Origin of the sequence: Gynurincola endophyticus, assembly GCF_003991195.1 — a bacterium.
In the GTDB taxonomy this organism is placed as follows: Bacteria; Bacteroidota; Bacteroidia; order Chitinophagales; family Chitinophagaceae; genus Gynurincola; species Gynurincola endophyticus.
Genome location: NZ_RCWL01000010.1, coordinates 102,080 through 125,416, shown reverse-complemented (window position 1 = coordinate 125,416; position 23,337 = coordinate 102,080). Strand labels below are relative to the sequence as shown.

The window sequence follows — 23,337 nt, the reverse complement described above, 5'->3', positions numbered from 1 at the left end:
AACTCTTTTTTTTGAGCACCGGCAGGGGCTCAAAACTAAATTTGATACTTACACTTTTTTTTCGTATCTTATTATAAGGAGCTGTATTTTCTACTTTTATATTTATGTATATACTTATCCCCTTCTTTAAAGTTTAAACACTTCCCTTCCTGCTATTAAAACTTATTACTACATTTGAGAACCCCCATTTTTTTAAGCTCAAAAAGCTGTAATGAAAAATCTTATACTAAAAAACAGGTTTGTGTTACTGTATGGCTTTACATTGGCCATTTTAGTATTGTTGCTCAAATGGCTTCAGTGGAAATTTGTAATTACCGATATTACGGTGGAAGTTTATGCCGCTCTGATTGCTGTTTTTTTTACTCTTCTGGGTGTCTGGATTGCCACTCAACTGATTAAACCCAAGGTTGAAACCATTGTTGTTGAAAAGGAAATATATGTTCCTGCCCCGTCTGAGTTAACCGTAAATACAAAAGAACTGGAGAAACTGAACCTGAGCACACGAGAGTATGAAGTACTGCAACTGCTGGTAATAGGCCATAGCAATGCCGACATCGCAGCAGCATTGTACTTGTCATTGAGCACTATCAAAACCCATGTATCGAATATTTTTCTAAAAATGGATGTAAAGAGTCGCACACAGGCGATTGAAAGAGCCAGACGGTTAAAAATCATCGAATAACCTTACACCTTTAGTATAAATAATTCATTTCAGCTATTTTGGTACTAAAGTATGAGGCCCTGATGCTGCGTGAGTTATAGATTTGTAAACGTAAATTCAAATCACCTTACATGAAAAAGATAGTATTATTGACCGGTTCAATTATCGGAACAATTCTGACCATCAATATGTTATTAATGGTTAACAGGCTGTATTCAAATCCTGATTTCAAAGGCAACGACGTTGTTGGTTACACCGTTTTTATTCTGCTCTTCTCACTGATTTTTTTTGGTATCAGAAATTACCGCAATAAGTATCTCGGTGGATTTATATCGTTTTCGAAAGCCCTCGTTACCGGTGTTTGGATAACCCTGGTAGCATCCTCTATTTATGTGATAGTATGGCTATTTTACTATTACCTTTTTGTACCTGATTTTATTGATGTATATACCAATCATGTACTTAAAAATTGTGCTCCCGGCGACTTAGCAGCCAAAACCGCAGAAATGGAATCATTCAAAGAATCTTATAAAAATCCTGCATTCGTTGTTTTCAGCACCTTTCTGGAGGTAGCGCCTATTGGTTTCATTGTATCCATCATCAGCGCCCTGATACTTAAGAAAAAGGCAACTACCAATTCGTCAGCAATTTAATGACCGCCAAACCCGGTGTTTGTATTATCCGGATTACAAAAAACGGAAAGCATCTGTTTTTCCACTCTCCCGTTTTCTAAAAGACCGCTATTAATAAAAATCTCTCAATAAAATTATTACTCTATAATTTTATTGAGAGGTTCTATCTATTAAAAAGACAACTTATTTTATATAAGACTTCATTTCTTCCTGATATTCTTTTGCCAGCCTACCGGCAGTAACAGCAAAATTTTCGGTAGTATCGGCGTAGATAATACCACGGCTCACATTTACGAGCAAACCGATGTCATTATTCATTGCTTTTTCAGAAATGTCTTTCAATGATCCGCCCTGTGCACCTACACCCGGCACCAGATAAAAATGATCAGGAGTGATTTTACGGATGTTTACAAATTCTTCCGCCTGTGTAGCACCAATCACAAACATTAAATTTTCAGGGGTACCCCAGCCACTCACTGTTTTTAAAACTTTTTCATATAATAGCTCATCCCCGGCAGCTTGTAGTTCAAAATCGCCGGCACCTTTATTTGAAGTTAGTCCGAGTACAATAGCCCATTTACCTTCGTAAGTCAAAAACGGTTGTACGCTATCGGCCCCCATATAAGGAGCCACAGTAACCGCATCGCAGGGAAGTGCTTCAAAAAATGCTTTTGCATATTGTAAAGAAGTATTACCGATATCACCTCTTTTTGCATCGGCAATAATGAAATGGTCTTTAGAAATATAATTCACCGTTTTTTCCAAAGCGATCCATCCTTTTACACCCAAGGCTTCATAAAATGCGGTATTGATTTTATAGCTTACACAGTAAGGAGCCGTAGCATCAATAATAGCTTTGTTAAATGCAAATACCGGATCCTCTTCATTTTTTAAATGAGCAGGAATTTTTGATATATCAGTATCCAATCCTACACAGAGATAAGATTGTTTCTTTTTTATCTGTTCTATAAGTGCTGCACGATTCATAAGCGCGAAGTTAATCGAACTGGCTTGAAAATCCATATTTTACCCCAGCCGGTCGATAATGCTTTTCAGAAAATGCGTGTCTGTCAGGTCTTCGGGAAGTTTTCCTTCTTTTATTACCTGCTGCATCAAAGTGTTCTGCTGCTGGCCTCTTTTCCGTGCTTCAGCGTAGCTTACATCCGGTGAAAAAGTTACAAGGCTATAGGAAGGAATCCATTTTTCAGGAAAGCTTTTATATAAATATCCCTCTATTTGTTTCTGCAATACGAAATCGGGATCGGCTACTTTCGCACTCATTTCATGAAAATTTTCCACTGCCAGGTCTGCGATGGCATCGGTATTCTGTTTCCGGCGTTCCTGAAAGGCAGGTAAAATCCGGCTCCAGTCTTCTGAAAACTCCTCCATCAGGTCATTTAGCACCGCACAGTCTTCGAATCCGCAATTCATTCCCTGTCCGAAAAACGGTACAATTGCGTGCGCTGCATCTCCTATCAGCGAGAAGCTATCATTATACGTCCATGGGTAACATTTAACAGTTACCAGATGGCTGGTCGGATTTCGTTGAAAATCCTGCCACAGCGTAGGCATTAACGGAACGGCACTTGCGAAATGTTTTCTGAAGAAACGCTCTACGGCTTGCTGCGAATTTAAATGTTCAAAACTGTTTTCACCTTTTGGAGGCATAAACAATGTACAGGTAAAAGATTTATCCTGATTGGGTAGTGCAATAAGCATAAAGGATTGTCCGGGCCATATATGTAAAGCATTCGGTTGTAAAACGAAGTCGTTATTAACGGCAGGGATCAATAATTCTTTATAACAGCAATCAATATAATGTTGCTGATATTCGAAAGGATATTGTTGAGTTTGGTATTCAAGGCGTGTAGCGGCATAAGCACCATCTGCACCGAATAAAAGTTCAAAATCCCATTCAATAACTTTATTCTGATATGAAAAGAGTGCTTTTCTATTTTTATAATCTGCTTTTTGAAGTGCATGTTCAAAATGCATAACAACGCCCAGTTTATCGGCTTCCTCGAGCAAAGTTTGATTCAATACCAAACGTGAAACAGAATGAATGGCCTGCTGATCTTTTCCGTAGGGCAGTAATTTTTCATCTTCTCCCTGATGAATAGCACGTGCATACATCGGAATAGTAATAGAAGCGATGGCCGATTTTAAGCCTACGGCATCCAATGCTTTCCAACCTCTGTCGCTCAGTGCGAGATTAATTGATTTTCCGGCGGTAACAGTATCGAGGCGTATATCTCTTCGTTTATCAAAAAGCGTTACTTTATATCCTTTTTTAGCCAGAAACACACTCCACAACGCACCAACCAGCCCGGCTCCAACAACGGTTACAGATTTTTTTTGCATCATTATGCAGACAGAATTTGATGAATGATATTTCCGAAGCGATACACTTCTATAAACTTATTATATAAAGGAACCGGTGCCAGGCGAATTACATTTGGTTCGCGCCAGTCAACAACCACACCAGCATCTGTTAAAGCCTGAAAAACTTCTTTTCCTTTCTGATGAAACAATAGTGATACCTGACAACCGCATTCGTCGTCATTACAAGGAGTGATCAGATCAAAATAATTTGTTTGAAAATCATTTTTAATCATGGTCAGAATTTCTTTGGTAAACCTTGCCAGCTCTTTTCCTTTTTTGAAAACATTTTCGATGCCTGCTGCATGAAAAACTTCCAGTGAAGAGCGGTGTGCCGCCATAGACAATACAGGTGCATTACTCAGCTGCCAGCCTTCGGCGGTAGCAATCGGATCAAAATCCGGTTCCATTTGAAAGCGTGTGTCTTTGTTGTGTCCCCACCAGCCACCCAGGCGGTTAAGCTCTTTATTTTTAGCATGTTTTTCATGAATGAATATGCCGGCTACGCTTCCGGGGCCACTATTCAGATATTTATAACTGCACCAGGCAGCAAAATCAACCTGCCAGGCATGTAATTGCAGAGGAATATTTCCGATTGCGTGCGCAAGGTCAAATCCTGCCAACGCTCCAACCTCATGGGCAGCTTTAGTAATCGCAGACATATTCAGCACCTGACCGGAATAATAATTTACACCACCCATCATGACCAGTGCCAGACTATCACCTGCTTCTTTAATAGCATCTGTAATTTGATCGGTATAAAGAATTTGTTTATTCGGTAATGAATTAATTTCTATAATGGTGTCTTTAGGATTTAATCCGTGCCATGCAACGTGTGTTTGCAATGCATACAGGTCAGAGGGAAAAGCTTTTGCTTCACAAATAATCTTATAACGTTCTTTAGTAGGTTTATAAAAGCTTGCGAGCAATAGATGCAGATTAACCGAAAGTTGGTTCATTGCCACTACTTCGGAAGGAAGTGCGCCCACCAAAGGTGCTAAAGCCGGAGAAAACCATTCATGATAACTATACCACGGATTTTTAGCATGAAAGTGGCCTTCTACTCCGAGTTTAGCCCAGTCATTCAACTCCTGCTGAATAGCAGTTTGAGCCGTCTTAGGAGCCAGTCCGAGCGAGTTACCCGTAAAGTAAATAATACTTTTACCATCTTTGAACGGTATATGAAACAAACTTCTGAAATCACTTAACGGGTCGCTTTGATCCAGACGCTGTGCTCTTTCGAGCATGATATTCATTTTCATAAGCTAATTATTCAAATGAAACAATTACTTTAAGTTCAATGGAGATGGGTGTAGGTAATGATTTTACTTCAACCGTTGTTCTACAAGCATTGACTCCTTCAAAGAATTGATTATATAGTTGGTTATAGGTTTTGAAATCATCTTTCATATTCGTCAGATAGGTGGTCACGTCTACTATCTGATTCCATTCAGCACCTGCAGCTTCTATAATTGCTTTCACATTCTCAAAAACACTTATACATTCAGCTGTAAAATCGTACGAAACAATATTTCCTTTTTCATCGAGCTGTAAACCGGGCACCTCATTATTCTTAGGGTTTCTTGATCCGATTCCCGATAAAAATAAAAGATTACCTACTCTTCTCGCATGCGGATAATTTCCTAATGGTGCTGCAGCTGAATTTGTATTAATAATATTGCTCATCTTCTAATATTGAATAGTAATATTTTTCTTTTCGGTAAAGAATTCAAACGCATCTGATCCACCCTCTCTTCCGACACCACTGTTTTTCATACCGCCGAAAGGTGTTCTCAGGTCACGGTACAACCAGGTGTTTACCCAAACAATACCTACTTCTACAGACTGAGCTACGAAATGAGCTTTTGATATATCATTGGTCATAATCGTACAGGCCAAACCGTAATGACTCTGATTCGCTGATTGTATAGCTTCTTCAGTATCGCTGAATGGTTGCAGCGTAACAACAGGACCGAATATTTCTTCCTGATTGGTAATACTGTGCATTGCCAATCCTTCAAAAACGGTCGGCTGAACAAACCATCCTTTTTTACATCTGCCTTCCGGGTGAATAGCTTCGCCGCCTGTTAGTAATACTCCTTTTTCGTCTTTAGCAGTTTGAATAGCTTTTAATATTTTTTCATAGTGTTGGGCAGAAACCAAAGCGCCCTGATGTGTTTCAGCTTCAAACGGATCTCCAACTTTTAAAGATTGTACTTTTTTTACAAAAGCCTGTTTAAAACTTTCATAGATCTTTTCATGAACCAGTATTCTACTGGCACATAAACAAATTTGCCCCTGGTTGGTAAAAGCAGCTCTAACGGCAAGGTCTACTGCTTTATCTATTTGTACGTCTTCAAAAATGAGCATTGCGTTTTTTCCACCCATTTCCAGTGAAAACTTTTTGAATTGTGGAGCTACAACCTGAGCAATTCTTTTTCCTGCTCTTGTGCTTCCGGTAAAAGAAACAGCTTTAACGAGCGGATGATTTACTAAAGCTTCACCGGTTAGCAATCCTTCACCATGTACGATATTTAAAACACCATCCGGTAACCCGGCTTCTTTTACAATTTTAGAAAGCAGAAAAGCGGTCATCGGTGTAATTTCTGAAGGTTTTGCAACCACGGTATTACCGGTAGCCAATGCAGGTGCAATTTTCCAGGTAAATAAATAAAGCGGTAAATTCCATGGAGAAATAGTAGCTACTACTCCTAATGGTTGATTCGCAGTATAATTGAAAACAGTATTACCCGATTGGTAAGCCTGTTCATGAAAAGAAATAATTGCCTGGGCAAAAAACTTAAAATTTGCCGCGGCTCTGGGAATATCAATTCTTTCACAAAGGCTCAACGGTTTACCGTTATCAATACATTCAGCTTTAGCCAGTTCATGTGCATATTTTTCAATCAATGAAGCGATTTTCCACAAATGATTGGCACGCTCCTGCACACCGGTATTTTTCCAATCTGAAAAAACATTATTTGCCACTTCAACACTCAGATCAATCGTGTCTTGTGTAGCATTTGGTAAATTTCCATATGGCTGACCTGTAGCCGGATCATAATTGGTCAACGATCCGTCCATAGAGTCATGCATCCATTCACCATTAATAAAATTCTTAATGGTTGTTTTATCGTTTAAAGGCATAAAATCAAAGTTTAAATAGACCCGGTTCTTCCACCATCTACAGGAATACTTACGCCTGTTACATAGGAGGCTGCATCACCTGCCAGAAATACGGCAACAGCTGCAATTTCTTCAGCTGTTCCAAAGCGTTTCATTGGTACATCTTTGGTCATTTGTGCGGTTACTGTTTCATAGGATTGGTTTGCTTTTTTCATCGTTCCATCGATAATACTCTCCAACCTTTGTGTTTCAGTGAAACCCGGTAATACGTTATTTACGGTGATATTGTATTGCCCCAGCTCATTCGACAAAGTTTTTGACCACGAAGCAACGGCTCCTCTAACAGTATTCGACACCCCAAGATTGTGTAATGGGATTTTAACTGAAGTAGAAATAATATTCACAATTCTACCCCAGCCTGCTGCTTTCATTCCCGGTATTACGGCCTGTGCCATCAACTGATTACAGATTAAATGTTGTTGAAAAGCCTCTAAAAAAGCGTCAGTAGTTGCATCAACAATTAAACCTGCCGGCGGACCGCCGGTATTATTTATTAAGATATGAATTGGATCTTGAATTACAAAATGATTAATTTTTTCGGAGAGGTTTTTGTAGTCTGAATAATCGGCTACGATGTATTGATGTTGCCCTTTTGCAACCGGTTGCAACTCACTCACAGCCTTCTTTAACCGATCTTCATTCCTGGCCACTAGTGTACATCGTACACCTTGTTCAGCCAATTGTTTTGCAATAGCAAAGCCGATCCCTTGTGTACTACCTCCGATCAATGCATGTTTATCTTTTATAACGGTTTTCATGTTTCCAAAATTTAAGTAAACCTAAGTAAAATGCGGTAGAATATGCAGGTTTATTTATTAATCGATATCAATTTTAATGGAGGATTGTTTGAATACAAGTAATTTATTATATTACAATGTATTCACTTCAAACAACCAGCTAATTTTTCACGAAAAAAATACGTTTGCCATGTCTATTCTTGCACCCTTCAATTTACAAAAATGGATTGAAGAACACCGCGATTTATTAAAGCCCCCGGTTGGCAATCAATGCATCTACAAAGAGGCCGAAAACTTTATTGTGATGGTTGTAGGCGGCCCCAATGCCCGTAAAGATTACCATTACAATGAAAGCGAAGAGCTTTATTATCAGATAGAAGGTAATATTGTATTGAAAATCATTGATCAGGGGGTACCAAAATCAATCCCGATACAACAAGGTGAGATGTTTTTATTACCTCCAAAAACGCCGCACTCACCTCAACGCCCTGCCAATACGGTAGGTGTTGTGATTGAAAAAATCAGAACTGACGAAGAGAATGAAAAAGATGCTTTTATGTGGTTTTGTGAAAATTGCGGCAATAAGTTGCACGAAGAGTTTGCCTTTATCAAAGATATTGTGCATCAGTTACCTCCGATTATGAATCGATTCTGGAGCACAGAATCGTACCGAACCTGTTCTAAATGCGGCACTGTTATGCAACCGCCTCAAAAGTAAATCATGCAGAGAAAGATAGATATTCATACACATATGATGCCGGCAAAAATGCCGAACTGGACCCAAAAATTCGGCTATGGCAATTTTATACATCTTGAACATACAGGTTGTAAAGCCTGCATGTATCAGGGGCATCAGAAGTTCAGAGAAGTAAACCCTAATTGCTTTGACCATAAAGTACGTTTAGACGAAATGCAGGAGCAGGCTGTTGACGTACAGGTTTTATCGACCATACCGGTTCTGTTTAATTATTGGGCGAATGCAAAAGACGGAGCGGAAACTTCCCGTTTCTTCAACGACCACCTTGCCGGAATTGTAACGGAAGCACCTCAAAAGTTTGTAGCACTCGGAACCGTTCCTCTGCAGGATATCGATCTGGCCATCAGAGAACTGGAAAGATGCGTACTGGACCTGGGCATGCCGGGTGTTGAAATCGGCACTAACATCAATGGTATCAATCTAAACGATCAAAGATTTCATCCTTTTTACGAAGCAGCCGATGAATTAGGCTGTTCAATTTTTGTTCACCCCTGGGATATGATGGGCAATGACCAGCTCTCCCAATACTGGCTGCCCTGGTTAGTAGGAATGCCCGCTGAAACAACACGCGCTATCTGTAGCCTTATTTTTGGTGGTATTTTCGAGTCTTTCCCTAAAATCAGGTGGTGTTTTGCGCACGGTGGCGGTTCTTTTGCCTATACTTTAGGGAGAATTCAGCACGGGTTTGAAGTACGCCCCGACCTGGTAGCCATTCACAACCCATTGCCACCTACCCATTACCTGAATAAATTTTGGGTAGACAGTCTGGTGCACGACCCTTCCGCACTGAGTTTATTAACAGAAAAAGTCGGTTATGAAAAAATTTGCCTCGGTACAGATTATCCTTTCCCTTTAGGAGAACTCACTCCCGGAGAATTGATTCAGAACAGCATTTTTTCTAATGAGCTGAAAGAATCTATGTTATGGTACAATGCATTAAACTGGCTGAACATAACAGATAAACAATTTATATAATACCTTAAACTTATAAATTCTTACCACTTTAATAACAACATTAAAAGTTTTTTAAACGTTTAATATATTTTCACTGAATTTGGGTGTGATATTAAACAAATTCGTTATCCGATTTTGATTAACTAAACAATTTTTATGAAACTCATCCGTACAGTACCCTTGCTTTTTGCACTGGCATTACTGTTTGTGCAATGTAAAAAAGATAAGATCTATGTTTATCAGTCTGACTGGACCACTAAAAATTTTTCAGACTGGACGCTTTCTGATAACAACACCCGTTTAACAACGGTCATTCAGGCTCCGGAAATTACAGCCGAAAAAATGAGCCGTTCCAACATCAACGTATATTTGAAAATGCAGAACAACATCACTGCTATTCCAACCAGATTGTTAGACGGTATGTTAATCATGACAGAAATTTCGCCCGGTCAAATTAAAATCATCCTTCAATATCACACGATCATTGAAGACTTTGAAACGGCTCAGTTCAGATATGTGATTGAACATTAAAATATGAAAGCCCTTTAAAGGGCTTTTTTTATACTTATTAGCAGCTTGAAAGATTCGCTCACCAAATTTCTTTAAATATTTTATCTTTAGACCTTGAAAAAGTGGTTTGCGATATTCTTTTTTGTCATTGCTGTAACAGAAACTTTTGTTCCCTGTTGCCAGGACTCGTGTGAAGAAGCTACTTCTACCGTTGCTTCTGCCGCCGAACATGAAGAGGATGAACATCCGGAAAGCTGTTCACCATTCTTTGCGTGTAATACCTGCGCCCCTTCACTTTTGTTCAATTCGCAAGAGTTAGTATTAACCACTCCACTCAACAATCATACTGTTTATACTTCTAGAGTGATCACTTTACTGGCAACCTACCATTCTTCTCCCTTTCGTCCTCCCCGCCTGAGCTGATTCAATACAGCTATTTCATTTAATTAATTTATTCATCAAACATCGACAACCGATGAAATCTCTTATTATAGGAGCGCTTCTTTGTGCCTACACTTTAACAGCACAGGCACAAAATCAGTTTAAAGCCAAAATTATCAATTGTGATACGAAAGAAATTATGCCGGGTGCCACTGTGTTATGGAAACAAGGTAATCAACAAACCGTTGCTGATGCACAGGGAATGATTACGATTTCTGATATACCGGATGGTGTTCATCTTTTTATTTTTTCTTTTATAGGATTTGAAGAAAAGAAATTTCAGGTAACTTTTCCATTAACTACAGATACTACTTTTCTGATAGATCTTGATACCGACCATCACGGCCACGAGGAAGAAGAAGTAATAGTGATGGCTACACGTAATAGCCGAACCATTGCAAACCTGCCTACAAGGATTGAAGTGATTTCAGGAGAAGAACTGGAAGAAAAATCAAACATGAAACCGGGTGATATCCGGATGTTACTAAACGAAACCACTGGTATTCAAACCCAGCAAACATCTGCTACCTCATTTAATGCCGGCATTCGTATTCAGGGTTTAGACGGCCGTTATACGCAAATTCTGAAAGACGGATTTCCTTTGTATTCTGGTTTTTCAGGTGGACTTTCCTTACTACAAATAGCTCCGCTCGATCTTAAACAAGTGGAAGTGATCAAGGGATCTTCTTCTACTTTATATGGTGGCGGTGCAATTGCAGGTTTGGTAAACCTGGTATCAAAAACCCCGCAGGAAGAAAAGGAACTTAACTTTTTAGCCAATGCTACTTCTGCAGGCGGTTTAGACTTAAGTGGTTTTTATAGCGAGCGGTATGGTAAAATCGGACTCACTTTATTCGGTTCGCGAAATAGTAACCGTCCTTTTGATCCGGCTGATATCGGATTGACTGCTATTCCGGAATTTGAGCGTTATACAATCAATCCGAGAATCTTTTTTTATCATAATAAAACCAATGCAGATATTGGCGTGAGTTATATCACCGAAAACAGAACAGGTGGAAATGTTGACTACATCAAAAATGGCGGTAACGGTTATTTTGAGAAAAACAATACGGATAGAGTTGTAGCACAAATCAACTTAAAACACGATTTATCGGAAAATAGTTTTCTGCGATTAAAAAGCAGTTACAATCACTTTAACAGAAGTATTGAAATTCCGCAGTATATTTTTGATGCCTTACAGCAATCTACTTTTTCAGAATTCAGCTGGAATAAAAATACCGAATCAATGGATTGGGTTATCGGTGTAAACTATATTACCGACCAATTAAAACAAAAACAAGCTGGCAACGGTTCTTTACGTGACTATGATTACAGAACTGCAGGTGTATTTATTCAGAATACCTGGACGGTCAATGAACATTTCTCATTAGAAACGGGCTTACGCGGTGATCATGTGAATGAATTCGGTTTTGAACTGCTTCCGCGTGTATCTGCCATGTGGAAAATAAATGAATCCTTCACTACCCGTTTAGGAAGTGGGTTTGGATACAAGTCTCCTTCTATTTTCACAGAAGAAGCAGAGCGCAGACAATTCCGGGCGATTCTTCCGATCAACCTGAACAACACCCGGAATGAAAGATCAGTAGGTGCCAACTGGGACATCAATTACCGCACGCGTATCGGAGAAGTTGGAGTTAATTTCAATCACTTATTTTTCTACACCCGTTTGAACAGACCAATGGTGCTTGAAAATGCAGGAAACAATAATGTTTCATTTGTAAACTCCACCGGCTACATTGATACAAAAGGGATGGAAACAAATCTGAAACTGAGTTATCATGACTTCAAATTGTTTATCGGATATACTTATACCGATGCCAATACTCATTTCAACAATAAAGAATGGTTGCCGTTAACTGCCAGGCACCGTTTGAATAATGTATTAATGTATGAAGTAGAGGAGAAATGGAAAATCGGCCTGGAAGCCTACTATTACAGCCGTCAGCAACTCAATGACGGAACATTCGGTCAATCCTATTGGATAACGGGTTTAATGGCTGAAAAAATATGGGAAAAAATTTCTTTATTCATCAACTTTGAGAATTTTTCAAATACGCGGCAAACCCGTTTCGGAAATATTTATACAGGAAGTATCGATAATCCGGTATTCAAAGATATTTACGCTCCACTGGACGGTTTTGTAGTAAACGGCGGAATCAAGCTGAAACTTTAATAAAAAAGTGTAGTTTTTATTGTGTGGAACGCTTATTTGGAGATGTGCGAAAAAAATCGTATCTTAATAAGATAAGGTTTATTCATTCTGTTTATCAATCCCTTCATATAAAAGCCCTCTGAAATAGTTATTTCCAGAGGGCTTTATTATTTTCTGTGCAGTACCGTTTATACGGTTTCTGCTACTGTGCTTCTTTTTACTTTTGCATTATTCATCGAAATACTTCTGGCTGCAGTGGCGGCAAAACTTTCAAATGCCGTTTTTGTAATGGCTTCATCGGTCATCATAATCGGAACACCAATATCTCCTCCTTCACGGATAGTTTCCACTAACGGAATTTGTCCTAAGAAAGGAATTTCATACTCTTCAGCCAGTTTTTTTCCACCTTCTTTTCCGAAAATATAGAATTTGCGGTCAGGTAATTCAGGAATAGCGAAATAGCTCATATTTTCTACAATACCAATAATGGGTACGTTTACCTGTGATTGACCGAACATAGCGATTGCTTTTTTAGCGTCGGCCAGGGCAACATCCTGAGGAGTTGTTACTACTACAATACCGGTAACAGGCACTAATTGCAGCAGTGTCAGGTGAATATCTCCGGTACCGGGGGGCATATCAATGACAAGATAATCCAATTCATCCCAGAATACATCTGTAACAAACTGGCGGATGGCACTTGATGCCATAGGGCCACGCCAAACAACCGCATCTTTTTCATCTACCAGCAACCCGATACTCATTAATTTTAATCCGAAACGTTCGATCGGAACGATTTTTCCTTTTGCTTCGCCGGTATTCATCATCATCGGGCGCTGACCGCGCACACCAAACATGATAGGTACGCTCGGACCGTAGATATCAGCGTCCATCAACCCTACTTTTGCACCATTATTCGCCAGTGCAAGGGCAAGATTTGCTGAAACGGTACTTTTTCCTACTCCACCTTTACCACTCACAACGGCAATAATATTCTTAACTTTTGGAAGAACCTGTCCGGGATCAACTCTGTTAGAACTGGTATTCGCAGTAAAATTAACCGTTACCTCAGCCTCTTTATTGACCATTAGTTTTACTGCATTCACGCAAGCCATGTTGATCATATCTTTCATCGGACAAGCGGGTGTTGTAAGTACAACGGTGAATGAAACTTTGTTTCCGTCAATTACAATATCTTTCACCATGTTCAGCGTTACAATGTCTTTTCCGAGGTCCGGTTCCTGTACATGACTCAGTGCTGCGAGTATTTTCTCTTGGGTCATTTACCAATAGTTTTGTTAAAATGAAATAATTTACTGTAAAATTAACGGATCAAAGCTGTATTTTGTTGAAACAATTATTTTCTTAGGTCGTATATTTGAATTAATGAAGCGAATTATACTTTTTCTATTGATTTTGACGCCTTTTGCGGCTAGTGCACAGTTTGAAAAATTTAAGGATTCTGTTGTGCAGATTTACGGTATTGTTATGACCGCAGATAGTTTGGAGGGTATTCCGGCAGTTACCGTGTTCATTAAAGGACAAAACAGGGGTACTATTACAAACGACCAGGGTGTTTTTTCGATTGTAGCTTTAAAAGGAGATAGTATCGAATTCACCTCAATCGGTTTCAAGCCCAAAACTGTGAGAATTCCTCCTGATTTGGAGGGAAATTATCATAGTATGATTCAATTAATGGTTACTGATGCCCAAATGCTGGCAGCGACCATTATCCGCCCCCGGCCTACCAGGGAGCAGTTTGAACGCGACTTCGTCAACATGGAGATGCCAGACGACGCTACTGAAATCGCCCGGAAAAACACGGATGAAACGCGCCGGCGTGTGTTATCGCGTGGAATGCCGATGGATGGAACCGAAGCGACGAATCAATTTATGCGTCAGGGGGCTCAAAAAGCCCGTTATACCGGTCAGGCACCGCCTCAAAACATATTTAACCCCTTTGCATGGAATGAGTTCATCAAAGCATGGAAACGGGGAGATTTTAAGAATAATTAATTCAAAAGTAGGGTCATCCCTACTTTTTTTGTTTTTTTGAGAAATGAAATAATCGGAATTATGGATATTAAAAACGTTGCTGTCATCGGTGCGGGTACCATGGGAAATGGAATCGCACACGTATTTGCTCAAAGCGGATTCACCGTTCAATTAATTGACGTGAACGCAGACCAATTGAAAAAAGCGCTGGAAACTATCGGAAAGAACCTGGATCGTCAGATCACAAAAGGAATTTTAACTGAAGCCGGTAAGACCCAGGCGCTCGCTAATATCACTACTGAAACAGCAATAGCCAAAGGCGTTCAACAAGCAGATTTAGTAGTAGAAGCAGCTACAGAGAATGTAGCACTCAAACTTAAAATTTTTCAGGAAATTGATGCCCATGCACCTGAAAATGCCATCTTAGCTACCAATACGTCTTCTATTTCCATTACTAAAATTGCCGCTGTAACAAAACGTCCCGGCAAAGTAATCGGGATGCACTTTATGAATCCTGTACCGGTAATGAAATTAGTAGAAGTAATAAACGGTTATGCTACTACTGCCGAAGTATCAAAAACAATTGTTGCTCTCAGTAAACAATTAGGAAAAATTCCCGCCGAAGCCAACGATTACCCTGGTTTTGTAGCCAACAGAATTTTAATGCCTATGATCAACGAAGCCATTTATTCGTTGTATGAAGGGGTTGCAGGAGTAGAAGAAATCGATACGATCATGAAATTAGGAATGGCACATCCGATGGGGCCATTACAATTAGCAGATTTTATCGGACTGGATGTTTGTTATTCAATTCTGAATGTATTACATGAAGGATTTGGTAATCCGAAATACGCACCTTGTCCTTTGCTTACCAACATGGTGACTGCCGGTTATTTAGGTGCAAAATCGGGCGAAGGATTTTATAAATATGAAAAGGGATCAAAAGAGTTGGTCGTTTCCGGAAGATTTAGAAAAGCATAAATGGCAGCACAGTATAAGATCGTGCTCCGGGAAATAGTGAAATATCTGAGTATAAAAAACTTGTTTTTATAAAATAGAAAGGAGTCTCAAGACTCCTTTCTATTTTATACGTTTTATTCTGGCAGTTAGATTAAACCGGTTCAAAATTTTCTTTATTGCGGAAATCAATCCGCCGTAACAAATTTCTTTTTCACTATACTCCTTTAGTAAATTAAAATGGATAATAAAACTCCATTTTATATTTATACGTATTTTCTATTGAAAAAGATTATCAGAGTATCAACCAACTTTTTTCACTTCTATATTACGGATATCACCTAAGCGGTACAATACTTCCTCCACCCTTCCTTTTGGTACACCTACGCGCAAATTACAAAACAACATCATCTCCTGCGAAATCACCGTACAGTTCGTTTGCTTTACCACCATCATAATTTCATTCATCTGTGTATAATCAAACTGAATATCATAAGTAATTTCAATAGGCTTTTGTATAATAGGTGTAACCTGCAACACCAAAGCCGCTCCGTTCTTGTAGGCATTAATTAACCCCGGAACCCCCAGTAAAGTTCCTCCAAAATACCTTACCACCACTATTAATACATTCGTTAGCTGCTTTGAATCTATTTGTCCTAATATAGGCTTCCCCGCAGTACCCGATGGCTCGCCATCATCACTCACCCGGTAATTATTCATGTCTAACCCTAAACGATAAGCAAAACAATGATGCGTTGCTTTGGGATGCTCTTTTTTTACCTGTTCTAAACATTTCTTAAAATCCTCTACTCTCGTAACCGGAAATGCATACGACAAAAACTTCGAGCCCCTGTCTTTGAACTCTGTATATGCATTTTGCTCTATGGTATAATAAAACTCTTGATCTAACATTATTCAGCCTGCTTTTCTAAAGGAACATAAGTATTTATTTTGTCGTCTTCGATAGAAATAGATGACTGTAATCGTACGCCTGGAAGTACCGGGGCACGGATACCGTCTTTTATAGTAGTATTTATATTTTTGTTTTCTATCACTCTTATCTCATCCCAACACTTCTGTCGGATAAAATCATTTAATAAAGCAGCCCCTCCTTCTACCATAATCGATTGTATATTCAGTTCATACCACTTCTTTAATAATGATTGCAGGCTCCAGTCTTTGATTTTTATCCAATGAAGATGACCTTCCTTTTTTTCGACCATCTCATTCATAATATACGTTATCGCAGTGGCATTCATAACATAGTGGCCGGAAGGAATTTTTAAGGTTTTATCCAATACAATTCTAATCGGCTGTCTTCTGTTAAAATACCTGTCGGTCAGTTGTGGATTGTCTTTAATAGCAGTATTGGTACCCACTAAAATTGCCTGTTCATCGCTCCTCCATTGATGCACCAATAGCTGAGTTGCAGCTCCTGAAATCATCAAACGTTCATTACTTTCCCTTCCGATCAGCGCATCGGCAGTCTGAGCCCATTTCAAAATGATATATGGACACTTTTTCTGATGAAATGTAAAAAAACGTTTATTCAGGTCAACAGCTTCTTTTTCCAGCACACCAATGATTACCTCAATGCCTGCAGCTAATAACTTTTCAACACCTTTTCCATTTACCTGATCAAACGAATCGGTACAACCGATTACTACCTTCGGAATTTTTTGTTCAATAATCAGGTCTGCACAAGGAGGCGTTTTTCCGTAATGCGCGCAAGGCTCCAGACTAACATATAAAGTTGAACTGCTAATCAACTGTTTGTCATTATCAGCTACCGATCTGATACAATTTACCTCAGCATGCGCCTTCCCATATACTTCATGATAGCCTTCACCTATAATACGGTTATCATACACGAGTACCGCCCCAACCATCGGGTTGGGAGCCACCATCCCCCGGCCCCTCTGTGCCAACTCGAGGCATCGATACATATAAACAATATCTGTTTCGCTGATATTCATTAGTGGTGCAAATATATTCATTTCAAATGGCATTCGTATTTTTGTAATATGACGATCAAAAATGCTCAAACAAAACTGAAAGAAAAATTGGTAACAATCTATGAGCCGCAAGAGGCTCTGAATATTACCAATTGGGTAATGGAATCGCTGACCGGACTTTCACGAATAGACCGGTTAGTGAAAGAAACACACCTGCTTTCAACAGAACAGACGCAACTATTTGATCAGTACTTAAATGATTTGCTCACTTATCGGCCGGTTCAATATGTTTTAGGTGAAGCTTATTTTTACGGACACCGTTTTTATGTACAGGAAGGTGTTTTAATTCCCCGTCCGGAAACAGAAGAACTGGTAGACTGGATTGTGAAGGATGCGGTTAATAAACCTATTGATATATTGGATATAGGAACAGGCTCAGGCTGTATACCTGTCAGTTTAAAAGTTACACTGCCCAATGCTACGGTTCAATCGGTAGATATCAGTGATCGCGCTATCGCCATTGCCCGTCGGAATGCAACAGACCTGTCGGCTGAAATTACATTTCTGCACCGCGATTTTCTATCGTGGGAACAATATGAATGGCAACCTATTGATATTCTTGTTTCTAATCCGCCTTATATCCCACAATCAGAAAAAGCCGGTATGATTGCACAGGTAACTGAACACGAACCCTCTATCGCATTGTTTGTAGCCGATGAAGAGCCACTTATTTTTTACCATCAACTTGCCCGATTCGGAAAAAAATACCTCAAAGAAAACGGGGCAGTATATATAGAAATCCATGAAGACCTGGGTGCAGAAACACGTCAGGCATTTGAATTGGAGGGATACCAAACCGTCATTATCAAAAAAGATTTCCAGGGTAAAGAGAGAATGATCAAAGCCCGGTTATCATAAAAAGAACCTACTATCTTCTGATTATCAACTAACTGCTTTCGAGTCTCCTACCTGCCAGACACAGATGGCAAAATATTTCTAAAAAATCTTGCAAAAAAATTGCGTAGCCAAATAACTACGCATATATTTGTAGCCAAATGACTTCATATATAACCTATATGCAGCTGATGCATTCTTTTTCTATTTAAAAAGCAGCAGTATGAATTTAAGACGCGATGTATTTCAGGCGATAGCCGATCCCACCCGGAGGGCGATCTTATTATTGGTAGCAACACAATCGATGACGGCCGGTGCGATTGCTTCCAATTTCAATACGGCTCGTCCAACCGTTTCGAAGCATTTGCAAATACTCACCGAATGCGAACTACTTCAGCAGGAACAAAATGGCCGGGAAGTTTATTACCACCTGAATCCGCAGAAGATGAAAGAAATCGCTGATTTTATTGAACCTTTCCGAAAGATGTGGGATGACCGATTTAACAAACTGGAATCTATTATGAAAAATTATAAACCTCAATAAAGTGGAGCAAAAAACAAAAATCCATGCCGAAGAAGGCAAACAGGAGCTGGTTATTACCCGTGACTTTGACTTACCGTTAGAATTACTTTTTAAAGCCTATGAAGATGCTGACATTGTAGAACAATGGATGGGTACCAAGGTATTAAAACTGGAAAACAAGAAACACGGTAGCTGGCGTTACGAAACTTCTTATGACGGTAACGTAGTTTTCAGTGCTAACGGAGTAATTCTTGAGTTTGTTTCAAACGAAAAAATCACACGCACTTTTGAAATGGAAAATTCAGCCTTTCCGATACAACTTGAATTTTTTGAGTTTACATCATTGTCTGAAAATTCAAGTAGGGTAACCATGCAGATTGTATTTAAATCTGTATCCTTCAGAGACGAGTTATTAAAAATGCCGTTTGCTTATGGTCTTAATATGGCACATGATCGTTTACAGGAAATTGTAACCCGGTTAAAATAATCAACTATGACAAAACGTAACAAAATCATTTATTGGATTGCTACCGCCTGGCTGGCATTAGGAATGTTATCTACAGGTATCGTTCAGTTAATTCAAATGCAGGAAGAGGTGGATAAAACATCTGTCGGACTAGGATATCCTGCCTACTTTCTTACCATTCTGGGTATTTGGAAGTTATTGGGAGTGATTGCGATTCTTATTCCGAAGTTTCCCTTGCTAAAAGAATGGGCCTATGCCGGCTTCTTTTTTGTAATGTCGGGCGCCATCATTTCACATATAGTATCCGGTGATGCATTCATTGATTTATTCGGACCACTTTTACTATTAGTATTGACGTTTGTTTCCTGGTATTTCAGGCCGTCAGACAGAAAGTTAACGGCAGTAGCTAAATTACAGGCTGCTCACGAATAAAACCTGAAAAAATTACTTTACAAATAGTATACTATTTAATTGTAGCTCTGTGTATAAAGAAACAGGTATTAAAAAGAGTTGTTATAAAAATACTCTTCTTAATACCTGTTTTATTATTATAAACTAATAAAATTTATGGAGGTTTATTGCTGGCCGGTTTTGTCAACCATCAATACTGAACGGGCGCCTAAATCTCTTGCGACTTTCATTACATTTACCACTTCCTCAATAGGAATCGTTTTATCGGCATTAATAGCAATAGTTGCTACCTGTGTAGTATCTTTCAATACCAATGGTTCCATGAAAGCTTTTAATTCAGCGGCCGGTAAAGCTTTACCATTAATGATAAATTCACCTGCAGTTTTGATATTTACAACTACGGTCTGATTAACTTTCGTATCACTTTTAGCTTTTGGTTGTGCCAGTTTAATAACATTCGGGTTAGCCAGCGTTGATACAATCAGGAAGAAAAACAGCAAGATGAACAGGATATCATTCAAAGCTCCTGCCTGCATTTCAGAATGCCCTTTTAACCTTTTTCTTAAATTCATACTTCAATCATTAAAAGGTGAATGTATTAACGTGAGGTCGGCTCTTGCAGAATATCTATAAAATCAGCAGAAGCTACTTCCATTTTATTAGTGGTTTTATCGATTTGTGCATTCAGGAAATTGTAAGCCACATATGATAACATACCAATAATTAAACCGGCGGCCGAAGTAATCATTTTTGTATAAATACCACCGGCAATCTGCGAAGGTGTAAACTCTCCGGTAGCATTGATATTATAGAATAATTGTAACATTCCGAAAATGGTTCCCAGGAACCCGAACATTGGAGCAATAGAAGCTACCAATGATAGCACTGAAAGATTTCTTTCTAACTTATAGATTTCAAGTTTACCAACATTCTCCATGCTTTTCTCGATGGCATCAATCGGTTTACCGATACGTTGCAGCCCTTTATCGATCATTCTGGCCACCGGATTAGGGGTATTTCTGGCCATAGAACGGGCAGCTGTTACATTGCCTGAATAAATGTTATCCTTTATAATATGCATGAAGTTCGGATCAATGTTACTGGCTTTTTTAATAGCAATGAAGCGCTCAAAAAAGAAGAAAATAGCCAGTACAAACAAAATAGCCAAAGGAATCATTAAAGGTCCGCCATGCGCCAGCATTTCCATTACATTCATGGATGTCGGAGTAGGCGCAGCTGTAGTAGCTGTCTGTAAAGGATCACCATTATTAATTTGTAGCAAGAACCAATTCATTCGAATATTGTTTTATTACTGTAAATGTAAACAAATGTGTGCCGAATTTTAACTAATCCGGACAATATTTCACAAAACTTTGTTTTTTTGACTTAACATGCAAAATAATCAATTCGGCTTCACATTGAAACAGTTGATTATGATTAATTTTATTAACATGAAAGAACAACTAAGTTTTCCTTTAGTGATTGTAGGCGGCGGTCCGATCGGTTTAGCCTGTGCTTTATCTGCAGCTGCTGCCGGCATCCCCTATTGTATTCTGGAAAAAGGATGTTTAGTAAATTCACTCTACAACTATCCCGCCAATATGACTTTTTTCTCCACCTCGGAGAAATTGGAGATCGGCGGTGTTCCTTTTGTATCCAATAACTTTAAACCTACCAGAAGCGAAGCGTTGGAGTATTACCGGAGGGTAGCTACCAACCATCAGCTCAATATCCGTTTACAGGAAAAGGTTGAGAAGATTCAAAAGGTAAAAGGTGGGTTTCTGGTAGAATCATCTAAACATCAATACCTCGCTCAATACGTAATTATAGCTACCGGATTTTATGATATCCCCTATAAAATGCATGTACCCGGTGAAGACTTACCTAAAGTAACACATTACTATAAAGATCCTCACTTTTATGCCATGCAGAAAGTATTAGTGGTGGGGGCTAATAACTCGGCAGTTGACGCAGCGTTGGAAACCTACCGCAAAGGAGCTGAAGTTACCATGGTGATACGCGGCGAAGGAATCGGCCGGAGAGTTAAGTATTGGGCAAAACCTGATATTGAAAATAGAATTGAGGAAGGCAGTATTAAAGCCTATACGAACAGTTCCATTAAAGCCATTCATCCACATACAGTTGATATTCAGACAGCAGATGGTGTAATTACAGTAGAGAATGATTATGTAATTGCTATGACCGGGTATCAACCTGATTTCAGTTTACTGAATGCAATAGGCGTACAACTCTCTGATGATGGCGTATCATGCCCTTATTACAACGAGCAAACAATGGAATCAAACATTACCGACTTGTACCTTGCCGGCGTTGTTTGCGGAGGACTGAATACCCACGTATGGTTCATTGAAAACTCAAGAGAACATGCTATCAAAATCATACAGGATATTCAATCTAAAATTGCTTTAAAAAGTTAGTTTTTTTCAGCACAAATAACTGCCAGGTGAACGATTGTATCAACGCTCTTCTGCATATCCTGTACGCTTACATATTCCTGTTTGCTGTGCAGGGCCATTTCACCTGTAAACAAATTCGGGCAGGGCAATCCCATAAAAGATAGTCTTGCGCCGTCTGTACCACCTCTGATAATCATTGGCCGATGGTCAATACCCGCACGCGCCATAGCTTCTTTAGCATATTCAACCACGTCCGGAGATTCATCCAGCATTTCTTTCATATTCCGGTATTGCTCCTGTACTTCAAAACTGGCACGTACACCCGGGTACTGCAACAAAACTATATTGAGTTTTTCTTCGAGTAGCTGTTCATAAAGCTTCAATTTGTTCGTTTGAAAGTCGCGGATAATTAAATGAACAGTTGCCTGCTCAGTAGAGCCGGAGAAATGCACAGGATGCACAAATCCGTCTCTGTTATCAGTCGTTTCAGGACTTAATCCGTGTTTAGGCAGGCTTTCAATAAAAGAAGATGCCGCCTTAATTGCATTTACCAACTTATCTTTTGCAGATCCGGGATGGGCGCTCACACCATAAAAATTAATCACTACCTGATCAGCAGAGAAGTTTTCATCTTCCAGACTTCCACGTTCTCCTCCATCCAATGTATAACCGAAATCGGCATTCACCTTTTTCAAATCCACCTTATCAACTCCACGCCCTACTTCTTCATCAGGAGTAAACAGAATACTGATATCCCCATGCGGAATCTGAGGATTCTTTTGAAAGAAATTTGCCATATCCATAATGATCGCTACCCCTGCTTTATCATCTGCTCCAAGTAAAGTAGTACCGGAAGCTGTAATAATATCGTCTCCTATTCTTTCGCGGAGATACGGATGTTCTTCTATTCTTATTGTTTGTTCAGCATCATCAGGTAAAAATAAAGGTTCACCCGTATAATTATAATGAACAATGGGTTTTACACCTGTTCCACTACAGTCGGGAGCCGTATCCACATGTGAACAAAAACAAATAGCAGGAATTTTTTTGTTTACGTTAGAAACTATACGCGCATATACATATCCGTTATCATCCAGTTCAACTTGCTGAATACCTATAGCTTTTAATTCATCTACCAATAACCTGCTCAGATTTTTTTGTTTTTCTGTTGAAGGAAAAGTAGTGGAGAAAGGATCGCTTTGCGTATCAATCTGCACATACCTCAAAAAGCGGTCTTTTACCGTATAGCTATAATCATTCATCATAGTGTGCGTATTTTATGAATTTGG

At 39.2% G+C, this 23,337-nt stretch carries 26 protein-coding genes; 14 read left to right on the top strand and 12 right to left on the bottom strand.

Features of this window, described 5'->3' with window-relative positions:
- Nucleotides 1-211: 211 nt before the first annotated feature.
- Nucleotides 212-682 carry a helix-turn-helix transcriptional regulator gene (locus tag D9O48_RS16950; RefSeq protein ID WP_126974181.1) on the top strand — a complete coding sequence of 157 codons (471 nt, stop codon included), beginning with the start codon at nt 212-214 and terminating at the stop codon, nt 680-682.
- A gap of 110 nt (nt 683-792) precedes the next feature.
- A complete protein-coding gene (locus D9O48_RS16945; protein ID WP_126974180.1) occupies nt 793-1,314 on the top strand; it encodes a DUF4199 domain-containing protein in 522 nt (173 codons plus the stop codon).
- Nucleotides 1,315-1,476: 162 nt separating this feature from the next.
- Here the strand turns inward: D9O48_RS16945 and pyrF are convergent, their stop codons facing one another.
- The 6 genes from pyrF to D9O48_RS16915 are packed head-to-tail and all read right to left on the bottom strand — an operon-like array spanning nt 1,477 to nt 7,616.
- A complete protein-coding gene (gene pyrF / locus D9O48_RS16940) occupies nt 1,477-2,280 on the bottom strand; it encodes an orotidine-5'-phosphate decarboxylase (RefSeq protein WP_126974179.1) in 804 nt (267 codons plus the stop codon).
- A 39-nt stretch (nt 2,281-2,319) separates the two neighbouring features.
- Nucleotides 2,320-3,657 (bottom strand): FAD-dependent oxidoreductase, encoded by a 1,338-nt coding sequence (locus D9O48_RS16935; RefSeq protein ID WP_126974178.1) that lies wholly within the window; start codon nt 3,655-3,657, stop codon nt 2,320-2,322.
- The gene (gene kynU, locus D9O48_RS16930; protein ID WP_126974177.1) at nt 3,657-4,934 is read right to left on the bottom strand and encodes a kynureninase; all 1,278 of its coding nucleotides are present in this window, start codon (nt 4,932-4,934) and stop codon (nt 3,657-3,659) included. The genes D9O48_RS16935 and kynU overlap by 1 nt, the downstream gene beginning before the upstream one ends.
- 7 nt (nt 4,935-4,941) lie before the next feature.
- Nucleotides 4,942-5,358, bottom strand: coding sequence for a RidA family protein (locus D9O48_RS16925; RefSeq protein WP_126974176.1), 417 nt, complete (start codon nt 5,356-5,358; stop codon nt 4,942-4,944).
- A 3-nt stretch (nt 5,359-5,361) separates the two neighbouring features.
- Nucleotides 5,362-6,819 carry an aldehyde dehydrogenase gene (locus D9O48_RS16920; RefSeq protein ID WP_126974175.1) on the bottom strand — a complete coding sequence of 486 codons (1,458 nt, stop codon included), beginning with the start codon at nt 6,817-6,819 and terminating at the stop codon, nt 5,362-5,364.
- A gap of 11 nt (nt 6,820-6,830) precedes the next feature.
- Nucleotides 6,831-7,616, bottom strand: coding sequence for an SDR family oxidoreductase (locus D9O48_RS16915; RefSeq protein ID WP_126974174.1), 786 nt, complete (start codon nt 7,614-7,616; stop codon nt 6,831-6,833).
- Between the two features lie 169 nt (nt 7,617-7,785).
- Here D9O48_RS16915 and D9O48_RS16910 point away from each other — a divergent pair, with 169 nt between their 5' ends.
- From D9O48_RS16910 to D9O48_RS16890, 5 genes are all read left to right on the top strand, one after another.
- Nucleotides 7,786-8,313 (top strand): 3-hydroxyanthranilate 3,4-dioxygenase, encoded by a 528-nt coding sequence (locus tag D9O48_RS16910; protein ID WP_126974173.1) that lies wholly within the window; start codon nt 7,786-7,788, stop codon nt 8,311-8,313.
- A gap of 3 nt (nt 8,314-8,316) precedes the next feature.
- A complete protein-coding gene (locus D9O48_RS16905; protein ID WP_126974172.1) occupies nt 8,317-9,327 on the top strand; it encodes an amidohydrolase family protein in 1,011 nt (336 codons plus the stop codon).
- Between the two features lie 135 nt (nt 9,328-9,462).
- Nucleotides 9,463-9,837 carry a hypothetical protein gene (locus D9O48_RS16900; RefSeq protein WP_126974171.1) on the top strand — a complete coding sequence of 125 codons (375 nt, stop codon included), beginning with the start codon at nt 9,463-9,465 and terminating at the stop codon, nt 9,835-9,837.
- Between the two features lie 93 nt (nt 9,838-9,930).
- Entirely contained in the window at nt 9,931-10,239 is a 309-nt protein-coding gene (locus tag D9O48_RS16895) for a hypothetical protein (RefSeq protein WP_126974170.1), read from the top strand.
- A 52-nt stretch (nt 10,240-10,291) separates the two neighbouring features.
- On the top strand, nt 10,292-12,451 hold the full coding sequence (locus D9O48_RS16890; protein ID WP_126974169.1) for a TonB-dependent receptor: 2,160 nt from the start codon (nt 10,292-10,294) through the stop codon (nt 12,449-12,451).
- A 167-nt stretch (nt 12,452-12,618) separates the two neighbouring features.
- Here D9O48_RS16890 and D9O48_RS16885 read toward each other — a convergent pair whose 3' ends face one another.
- The gene (locus D9O48_RS16885; protein ID WP_126974168.1) at nt 12,619-13,713 is read right to left on the bottom strand and encodes an Mrp/NBP35 family ATP-binding protein; all 1,095 of its coding nucleotides are present in this window, start codon (nt 13,711-13,713) and stop codon (nt 12,619-12,621) included.
- A 103-nt stretch (nt 13,714-13,816) separates the two neighbouring features.
- Here D9O48_RS16885 and D9O48_RS16880 point away from each other — a divergent pair, with 103 nt between their 5' ends.
- Together D9O48_RS16880 and D9O48_RS16875 are read left to right on the top strand one after the other, a co-directional pair.
- A complete protein-coding gene (locus tag D9O48_RS16880) occupies nt 13,817-14,446 on the top strand; it encodes a carboxypeptidase-like regulatory domain-containing protein (protein WP_126974167.1) in 630 nt (209 codons plus the stop codon).
- Nucleotides 14,447-14,506: 60 nt separating this feature from the next.
- The gene (locus tag D9O48_RS16875) at nt 14,507-15,406 is read left to right on the top strand and encodes a 3-hydroxyacyl-CoA dehydrogenase family protein (RefSeq protein WP_199750604.1); all 900 of its coding nucleotides are present in this window, start codon (nt 14,507-14,509) and stop codon (nt 15,404-15,406) included.
- Between the two features lie 279 nt (nt 15,407-15,685).
- Here the strand turns inward: D9O48_RS16875 and D9O48_RS16870 are convergent, their stop codons facing one another.
- Nucleotides 15,686-16,294, bottom strand: a complete 609-nt coding sequence (locus D9O48_RS16870; RefSeq protein WP_126974166.1) for an IMPACT family protein — start codon at nt 16,292-16,294, stop codon at nt 15,686-15,688.
- Nucleotides 16,294-17,379 carry a bifunctional diaminohydroxyphosphoribosylaminopyrimidine deaminase/5-amino-6-(5-phosphoribosylamino)uracil reductase RibD gene (ribD, locus tag D9O48_RS16865; RefSeq protein WP_233589272.1) on the bottom strand — a complete coding sequence of 362 codons (1,086 nt, stop codon included), beginning with the start codon at nt 17,377-17,379 and terminating at the stop codon, nt 16,294-16,296. The genes D9O48_RS16870 and ribD overlap by 1 nt, the downstream gene beginning before the upstream one ends.
- Before the next feature lie 27 nt (nt 17,380-17,406).
- Between ribD and prmC the strand changes: the two genes are divergently transcribed.
- The 4 genes from prmC (at nt 17,407) to D9O48_RS16845 (ending at nt 19,652) form a co-directional block, all read left to right on the top strand.
- Nucleotides 17,407-18,255, top strand: a complete 849-nt coding sequence (gene prmC, locus D9O48_RS16860; protein WP_126974165.1) for a peptide chain release factor N(5)-glutamine methyltransferase — start codon at nt 17,407-17,409, stop codon at nt 18,253-18,255.
- Between the two features lie 199 nt (nt 18,256-18,454).
- Nucleotides 18,455-18,775, top strand: coding sequence for an ArsR/SmtB family transcription factor (locus D9O48_RS16855; protein WP_126974164.1), 321 nt, complete (start codon nt 18,455-18,457; stop codon nt 18,773-18,775).
- A 1-nt stretch (nt 18,776) separates the two neighbouring features.
- The gene (locus D9O48_RS16850) at nt 18,777-19,241 is read left to right on the top strand and encodes an SRPBCC family protein (protein ID WP_126974163.1); all 465 of its coding nucleotides are present in this window, start codon (nt 18,777-18,779) and stop codon (nt 19,239-19,241) included.
- Between the two features lie 6 nt (nt 19,242-19,247).
- Nucleotides 19,248-19,652: a DoxX family protein gene (locus D9O48_RS16845; protein WP_126974162.1), complete on the top strand. Its 405-nt coding sequence runs from the start codon at nt 19,248-19,250 to the stop codon at nt 19,650-19,652.
- Nucleotides 19,653-19,795: 143 nt separating this feature from the next.
- On the opposite strand, the gene D9O48_RS16840 is transcribed toward D9O48_RS16845, so the two are convergent.
- Both D9O48_RS16840 and D9O48_RS16835 read right to left on the bottom strand, forming a co-directional pair.
- Nucleotides 19,796-20,203, bottom strand: a complete 408-nt coding sequence (locus D9O48_RS16840) for an ExbD/TolR family protein (protein WP_126974161.1) — start codon at nt 20,201-20,203, stop codon at nt 19,796-19,798.
- A gap of 26 nt (nt 20,204-20,229) precedes the next feature.
- The gene (locus D9O48_RS16835) at nt 20,230-20,925 is read right to left on the bottom strand and encodes a MotA/TolQ/ExbB proton channel family protein (RefSeq protein ID WP_126974160.1); all 696 of its coding nucleotides are present in this window, start codon (nt 20,923-20,925) and stop codon (nt 20,230-20,232) included.
- 139 nt (nt 20,926-21,064) lie between these two features.
- Between D9O48_RS16835 and D9O48_RS16830 the strand changes: the two genes are divergently transcribed.
- The gene (locus D9O48_RS16830) at nt 21,065-22,069 is read left to right on the top strand and encodes a YpdA family putative bacillithiol disulfide reductase (protein ID WP_233589271.1); all 1,005 of its coding nucleotides are present in this window, start codon (nt 21,065-21,067) and stop codon (nt 22,067-22,069) included.
- On the opposite strand, the gene pepT is transcribed toward D9O48_RS16830, so the two are convergent.
- The gene (gene pepT, locus D9O48_RS16825; RefSeq protein WP_126974158.1) at nt 22,066-23,313 is read right to left on the bottom strand and encodes a peptidase T; all 1,248 of its coding nucleotides are present in this window, start codon (nt 23,311-23,313) and stop codon (nt 22,066-22,068) included. The genes D9O48_RS16830 and pepT overlap by 4 nt on opposite strands.
- Nucleotides 23,314-23,337: the final 24 nt, after the last annotated feature.